This window comes from Aeromicrobium sp. PFPM2_SD2 (assembly GCF_057364525.1).
In genome coordinates, this window is sequence record NZ_JBNFNZ010000120.1 from 1 (window position 1) to 6282 (window position 6282).

The window sequence follows — 6282 nt, forward strand, 5'->3', positions numbered from 1 at the left end:
GCTGGTGCGCCCGCGCATCGGTCCGCCGGCCGAGCTCGAGGACGCCAGCCCGCCGCGGTTCGCCCAGGGCGTGGCCTCGGCTTCACGCTCGTCGCCGTCGTCGCCCTGGCCGCCGGCCTGGACGCGCTCGGCCTCGTCGCGACCGGCTTCGCGCTGGTCGCCGCCCTGCTCAACGCCGTCGTGGGCTTCTGCCTCGGCTGCGAGACGTACCTGGTCCTGCGTCGTCTGACGCCGGTCCGGGCCTGATCCCTTCTCACCAACCCTGCCGTGGGACCAGCCCACGACGAAACGGAGGAAAACATGAGCCGCGAGAACGCGCTCGTCACCGCTGACTGGGTCGAGCAGCACCTCGACGACCCGAAGGTCGTCCTGGTCGAGGTCGACGAGGACACCGAGGCCTACGACAAGGGCCACATCCCCGGCGCCGTGAAGCTGGACTGGAAGAAGGACCTCCAGGACGGCGTCCGCCACGACTTCGTCGGCCAGGAGGCGCTCGAGGCGCTGCTGTCGGCCAAGGGCATCGCCAACGACGACACGATCGTCCTGTACGGCGGCAACAACAACTGGTTCGCCGCCTACGCCTACTGGTACCTGACCTACTACGGCCACGAGAACCTGCGCCTGCTCGACGGCGGCCGCAAGAAGTGGGAGCTGGAGTCGCGCGAGCTGACGACCGACGTCACCGACCGCCCGGCCACCACCTACACGGCCAAGGCCCCCAACGACGACATCCGGGCGTACCGCGACGAGGTCGTCGAGGCCATCGGCGCCAAGAACCTCATCGACGTCCGCAGCCCCGACGAGTACGCCGGCCGCCTGCTCGCCCCGGCGCACCTGCCGCAGGAGGCCGCGCAGATCGGCGGCCACATCCCCACGGCCGGCAACGTCCCGTGGAGCAAGGCCGCGAACGACGACGGCACGTTCAAGTCCGACGACGAGCTGAAGGCGCTGTACGCCGACGCCGGCCTGGACGAGGGCAAGGACACCATCGCCTACTGCCGCATCGGCGAGCGCTCGAGCCACACCTGGTTCGTGCTCTCGGAGATCCTCGGCTACCCGAACGTCAAGAACTACGACGGCTCCTGGAGCGAGTACGGCTCGCTGCGCGGCGTGCCGGTCGCCCTCGGCGACGAGCCCGGGACCCGCTGATGTGCGGCGCCACCGCGGGCGGCCCCTCGCTCGAGGGCGTCGACGTCGCCAACCAGGCGGTCATCCAGGGCATCGTGACGCGTGACGGCGAGCCGGTCGGCAACGCCTACGTGCGCCTGCTCGACCGCCACGGCGAGTTCACCGCCGAGGTGCCGACGTCGGTCACCGGTCAGTTCCGCTTCTTCGCCGCCGACGGGACCTGGACGCTGCGCACGCTCGCGCCGCGCTCGGAGGCCGTCGACCGGGCGGTCGTGGCCCAGAAGGGCTCGGTCGCCGAGGTGCTCGTGACGGTCTGACCCCCGGATGTACGAAGGCCCTCCCACCAGGCGGTGGGAGGGCCTTCGTACGTCCGGGGGAGGGGGAGGCGGGTCAGCCGGCCGAGGCCTCGGCCCCTTCCTCGTCCTCGGGCGCCTTGTTCGTGGCGTCGGGGTACTTGCGCAGGTAGCGGTCGACGCGGTCGCGACGCACGGCCTGGTAGAGCTCCTCGGACTGCTGCTCCTTGAGCCGCACGATGCTGCCGTAGGGGTCGACCGTCTCGGTGCCCGCGATCGGCGCGGTCATGAACGTCACGTCGTCCGCGGAGATGCCGCGCAGCGACAGGGCCAGGGCGCGGATGTCGCCGGACTCCCACTGCTGGTCGACGGTGAGGTTGGACGTGACCGCGCCGAGCGTGTTGGTGAGCTTGACCGGGTTGGTCAGCGTGCCCGACGACAGCATCTTCTTCATGAGCGCCCGGATGAAGTTCTGCTGGCGCTCGATGCGCTCGAAGTCGCCGCGGACCAGGCCGTGCCGGGTGCGGACGTACTGCAGCGCCCGCTTGCCCTGCAGCTTCTTCCAGCCCTTCTCCCAGGTGATGTCCTGGTTGCTGTCGTAGGACGTGTAGGGGATGTAGACGCGCACGCCGCCGACGGCCTTCGACAGGTCCTTGAACCCGTCCCAGTCGATGACCGCCAGGTGCTTCATCCGCAGGTCGGTCAGGTGCTCGACGGTCGAGATGGCGCCGGCCGGGCCGTAGTCGGAGAACGCCGAGTTGATCTTGGCCATCCCGGCCTCGTCGCCGTTCTCGTCGTAGATCATCGTCAGCGTGTCGCGCGGGATCGAGATGAGGTAGACGCTCTTCCGGTCCGCGGAGATGTGCAGCACCATGATCGTGTCCGAGCGGTACTTGCCCGCCGGCCACTCGGGGTTCGCGGCGTCCTCGGACAGGGTGGTGTCCTGGTAGCCCTCCAGCGACGTCTCGCCGCGGTCCGAGCCGAGCAGCAGGACGTTGAGCGCGTTGCCCTTGTCGGGGTCGGGACGCTCCTCCTCGTCGAGGGTGCCGGTGGAGTCGACGCGGGCGATGTTGTTGAACTGGCGGTTGAGGTTGTACGCGTAGCCGCCGATCGCCACGCCGGCGACCAGCAGGACCGAGAGCAGGCCGACGATGAGCTTGCGGTGCCGCTTGTGGAAGGGGAGGCCGCCGAGCCGGCGCTTGCCCGCACCCCGGTACTTCCGCGGCGTCGCGTTGTCGTCGCTCATCGATCTCCTGCTGGTGAGTGGTCCTGGGACATTGTGCCGGGTGCGTCCCCACGGCCCAACGGCTGCGCCCCGATTGCCAGGGAGATCTTGGGTTTCACACCTCCAGCAGGATCGTCACCGGACCGTCGTTCGTCAGCGATACGGCCATGTCGGCCCCGAACACCCCGCGCTCGACCTGGGCGCCCAGCGAGACGAGGTGCTCGCAGACCTGCTCGTACAGCGGCTCGGCGACGGGGCCGGGGGCGGCGGCGTTCCAGGTGGGACGGCGTCCCTTGCGGGCGTCCCCGTAGAGCGTGAACTGGCTGATCACCAGCAGCGGGGCGCCGACGTCGCTGCACGAGCGCTCGTCGCGCAGCACCCGCAGCGTCCACAGCTTCTCGGCCAGGCGCCGCGCCTGCTCGGGGGTGTCGTCGTGGGTCACGCCGACCAGGACCACGAGGCCCTCGCCGATGCGACCGACCTCCCGGCCCTCGACGCTGACCGCCGCCTCGCTCGCCCGCTGCACCACCGCTCGCACGTGCCGGACCCTAGCCGACGCCCCCGGGGGAGGTGGGGACGCGCCGATAGGATCGACGCCATGGCCTTCGAGATCCCCTCCGACCTGCACCGCGACCTGGTCCCGTTCGCGTGGCTGCTCGGCACGTGGCACGGCAACGGCAAGGGCGAGTACCCCACGATCGAGCCGTTCGAGTTCGAGCAGGACGTCGTCTTCGCCCACGACGGCCGCGACTTCCTGCACTACTTCAGCCGCACCTGGATCACCGACGCCGCGGGCGAGCGCCAGGGCCCGGGCCGATCGAGACCGGCTTCGTCCGCCCGACCGACGCCCCCGCCGGCAGCCCGAAGACGGCCACCGGCGTCGAGCTCGTCATGGCGCACCCCAGCGGCTACGCCGAGATCTGGTACGGCACGATCGACGGCCCCCGGCTGACCCTCGCGACCGACCTGGTCGCCCGCACCGAGACGGCCCCGCCGTACACCGCCGGCCAGCGGATGTACGGCCTGGTCGAGGGCGACCTCATGTACGCCTACGACAAGGCCGCCGAGGACCAGCCCATGCAGTCGCACCTGTGGGGACAGCTCAAGCGTGTCTGAGCGCCGCAGCCCCCTCCTGGACCTCCATGGCGCCGTCGAGGCCGACCCGCCGGACACCGGCGTCGCTGCGCACTACGGCGCCCTGGCCGCCGAGCAGCGCCGGCTCGAGGCCGGCGAGGCGTTCGTCGACCTCTCGCACCGCGACGTCCTGGCGATCTCCGGCGCCGACCGGCTGACCTACCTGCACTCGATCACGACCCAGCACCTCGCGGCGTCGCGCCCGGTGCACCCACCGAGGCGCTCGTGCTGAGCCCGCAGGGCCGCGTCGAGCACGCCTTCGCCGGCGTCGACGACGGCGAGACGTTCTGGGCGCACACCGAGCCGGGAGCCGGCGCCGCGCTCGCGCACTTCCTGGACTCGATGCGCTTCATGATGCGGGTCGAGGTGCGCGACGTCTCGGCCGAGAAGGCGGTCGTCGGCCTGCCCGGCCTGCGCACCGAGATCGTCGACCGGGCGACGCTGCTCGACCAGCCCGCCCGCCTGGGCGACCCGGTCGGCACCTGGGCCTGGGAGGCGCTGCGCATCGCCGCCGGCGTCCCGCGGCTCGGCCTGGACACCGACGACAAGACCATCCCGAACGAGGTCGGCTGGATCCCGTCGGCGGTCCACCTCGACAAGGGCTGCTACCGCGGCCAGGAGACGGTCGCCCGCGTGCACACGCTCGGACGTCGCCCCGGCGCCTGGTGATGCTGCACCTGGACGGCTCGGTCGACCGGCTGCCCGTGGCCGGCGGCGACGTGCTGCTGGACGACAAGCGGGTCGGCTTCGTCGGCTCCTCGGCGCGTCACCACGAGCTCGGGCCGATCGCGCTGGCCCTCGTCAAGCGCAGCGTCGACCCGGCCGCGACCCTGCTGACCGACGGCATCGCCGCCGGCCAGGAGGTCGTCGTCGACCCCGAGGTCGGCCTGCACGTGCGCCCCCGCCTGGACTGACCGCCGGCCGGCCCGGCTCCGGGGAGCGTCCCGCGGCCGCGTGGCTAGGCTGGTGCGCCGGCGGGCGACCGGCCGCCGCCCGAGCGCTGGAAGGAGACCCGTGCACCGACTCGTCAACGGCACCCAGGCCTACGACTGGGGGTCGCCGCACGCCATCCCCGGCTTCCTGGGGGACGTGCCCGGCGACGACCCCGCCGCGGAGATGTGGGTCGGCACCCACCCGCTGCTGCCGTCGCGCCTGGCCGAGGACGACCGCCCGCTCGAGGAGGTCGCCGGCCAGCTGCCGTTCCTGCTCAAGGTGCTCGCCGCCGACCGTCCGCTGTCGCTGCAGGTGCACCCGAACAAGGAGCAGGCCGAGGCCGGGTACGCGGCCGAGAACGCCGCCGGCATCCCGGTCGACGCGCCGCACCGGGTCTACCGCGACGACAACCACAAGCCCGAGATGGCCTACGCCATCACCCAGTTCGAGACCCTCGTCGGCTTCCGCCCGACCGCCGAGATCCTGCGCATCCTGGACCACCTCGAGACGCCGCTGGCGGCGCGGCTGAGCAAGGAGCTGCACGAGGACCCCGGCTTCCCGGGCATCGTCCGCCTGGTCGAGCGGCTGCTGCGCGACCCGGCGCCGGCCGACGAGGTCGCGGGCGTCGTGGCCGAGGCCCGCCGCCACCTGGCCGACGGCACCGACGTCAAGCGCGCCTTCGCCACCGTGGTCGAGCTGGCCGAGCACCGTCCCGGCGACGTCGGCGTCGTCGTGGGCCTGCTGCTGAACCGACTCACGCTGCAGCCCGGCGAGGCCGCCTTCCTCGGCGCCGGCATCATCCACGCCCACCTGAGCGGCATGTGCCTGGAGGTCATGGCGACGTCCGACAACGTCCTGCGCGCCGGCCTGACCAGCAAGCACATCGACCCCGACGGCCTCGTGGCCACGCTCGCCAGCGGCTTCTCGCGGCTGGCGCGCGTGACGCCCGACCCCTACGACCACGCCACCATCGTGCTGAACCCCGGCGTGGACGAGTTCGCGCTCGCCGTCACCCAGTGCTCGGGGGCCGACGGCGACGGCGTCGTGCCGCCGCCGGCCGGCCACCGGCTGCTCATCTGCACCGCCGGCGTGGTGACGGTGCGCGCCGGCACCGGCCAGGAGATGGAGCTGCGCCGCGGCGACACGGTGCACGTGGCGCCCGAGGACGGGCTCCTGCGGGTGCGCGGCCTGGGCGAGGTGGCGCAGGTCTACCAGCCGACCGACGAGGTGGCCGGCTCCCGCCTGGTCGACCTGGTCTAGCTCAGGCCAGGTCGGGGCGTCCGCGCCCGGACCACGCGGCGGGCAGCTGCTTGACCGCCTGGGCGTGCGCGCGGGTCGTGACGAGCAGGGCGTCGCCGGTGTCGACCACGACGGCGTCCTCGATGCCGAGCACGGTGACCGCCTTGCCGGGGTCGGCGACCACGAGCGCGTCGCCGTCCACGACGAGCGCCTCCGTCCCCGCTCCGGGCAGCGTCGCCAGGGCGTCGAAGTCGCCGATGTCGAACCAGTCGAAGGCGCCCGGCACGACCGCGACGCCGCCGGCCGCCGCGACCGGCTCGGCATGGCGTG

The 6282-nt window shown here is 72.5% G+C and carries 7 protein-coding genes and 3 pseudogenes; 7 read left to right on the plus strand and 3 right to left on the minus strand.

The window, feature by feature from the left end; translation table 11 throughout:
* The 3 genes from AC2W7G_RS07625 to AC2W7G_RS07635 all read left to right on the plus strand — a co-directional run.
* Positions 1-246: DUF4395 family protein (locus AC2W7G_RS07625; protein ID WP_485867901.1), on the plus strand; the 246-nt coding region annotated here is incomplete at its 5' end.
* A gap of 54 nt (positions 247-300) precedes the next feature.
* A complete protein-coding gene (locus AC2W7G_RS07630; protein WP_485867902.1) occupies positions 301-1149 on the plus strand; it encodes a sulfurtransferase in 849 nt (282 codons plus the stop codon).
* Positions 1149-1445 (plus strand): DUF1416 domain-containing protein, encoded by a 297-nt coding sequence (locus AC2W7G_RS07635; RefSeq protein WP_485867903.1) that lies wholly within the window; start codon positions 1149-1151, stop codon positions 1443-1445. The genes AC2W7G_RS07630 and AC2W7G_RS07635 overlap by 1 nt, the downstream gene beginning before the upstream one ends.
* Positions 1446-1518: 73 nt before the next feature.
* On the opposite strand, the gene AC2W7G_RS07640 is transcribed toward AC2W7G_RS07635, so the two are convergent.
* Together AC2W7G_RS07640 and dtd are read right to left on the minus strand one after the other, a co-directional pair.
* The gene (locus AC2W7G_RS07640) at positions 1519-2667 is read right to left on the minus strand and encodes an LCP family protein (RefSeq protein WP_485867904.1); all 1149 of its coding nucleotides are present in this window, start codon (positions 2665-2667) and stop codon (positions 1519-1521) included.
* 94 nt (positions 2668-2761) lie between these two features.
* Positions 2762-3184 (minus strand): D-aminoacyl-tRNA deacylase, encoded by a 423-nt coding sequence (dtd, locus tag AC2W7G_RS07645; protein WP_485867905.1) that lies wholly within the window; start codon positions 3182-3184, stop codon positions 2762-2764.
* Between the two features lie 60 nt (positions 3185-3244).
* Between dtd and AC2W7G_RS07650 the strand changes: the two are divergent.
* The 4 genes and pseudogenes from AC2W7G_RS07650 to manA all read left to right on the plus strand — a co-directional run.
* Positions 3245-3376 (plus strand): annotated as a pseudogene (locus AC2W7G_RS07650) (heme-binding beta-barrel domain-containing protein); the annotation flags it as partial.
* 86 nt (positions 3377-3462) lie between these two features.
* Positions 3463-3762 (plus strand): heme-binding beta-barrel domain-containing protein, encoded by a 300-nt coding sequence (locus tag AC2W7G_RS07655; RefSeq protein ID WP_485867907.1) that lies wholly within the window; start codon positions 3463-3465, stop codon positions 3760-3762.
* Positions 3755-4694 (plus strand): annotated as a pseudogene (gene ygfZ / locus AC2W7G_RS07660) (CAF17-like 4Fe-4S cluster assembly/insertion protein YgfZ). The gene AC2W7G_RS07655 and the pseudogene ygfZ overlap by 8 nt, the downstream one beginning before the upstream one ends.
* 100 nt (positions 4695-4794) lie before the next feature.
* On the plus strand, positions 4795-5973 hold the full coding sequence (manA, locus tag AC2W7G_RS07665; RefSeq protein WP_485867906.1) for a mannose-6-phosphate isomerase, class I: 1179 nt from the start codon (positions 4795-4797) through the stop codon (positions 5971-5973).
* A gap of 1 nt (position 5974) precedes the next feature.
* Here the strand turns inward: manA and AC2W7G_RS07670 are convergent.
* Positions 5975-6282: pseudogene (locus AC2W7G_RS07670) on the minus strand (mannose-1-phosphate guanylyltransferase); the annotation flags it as partial.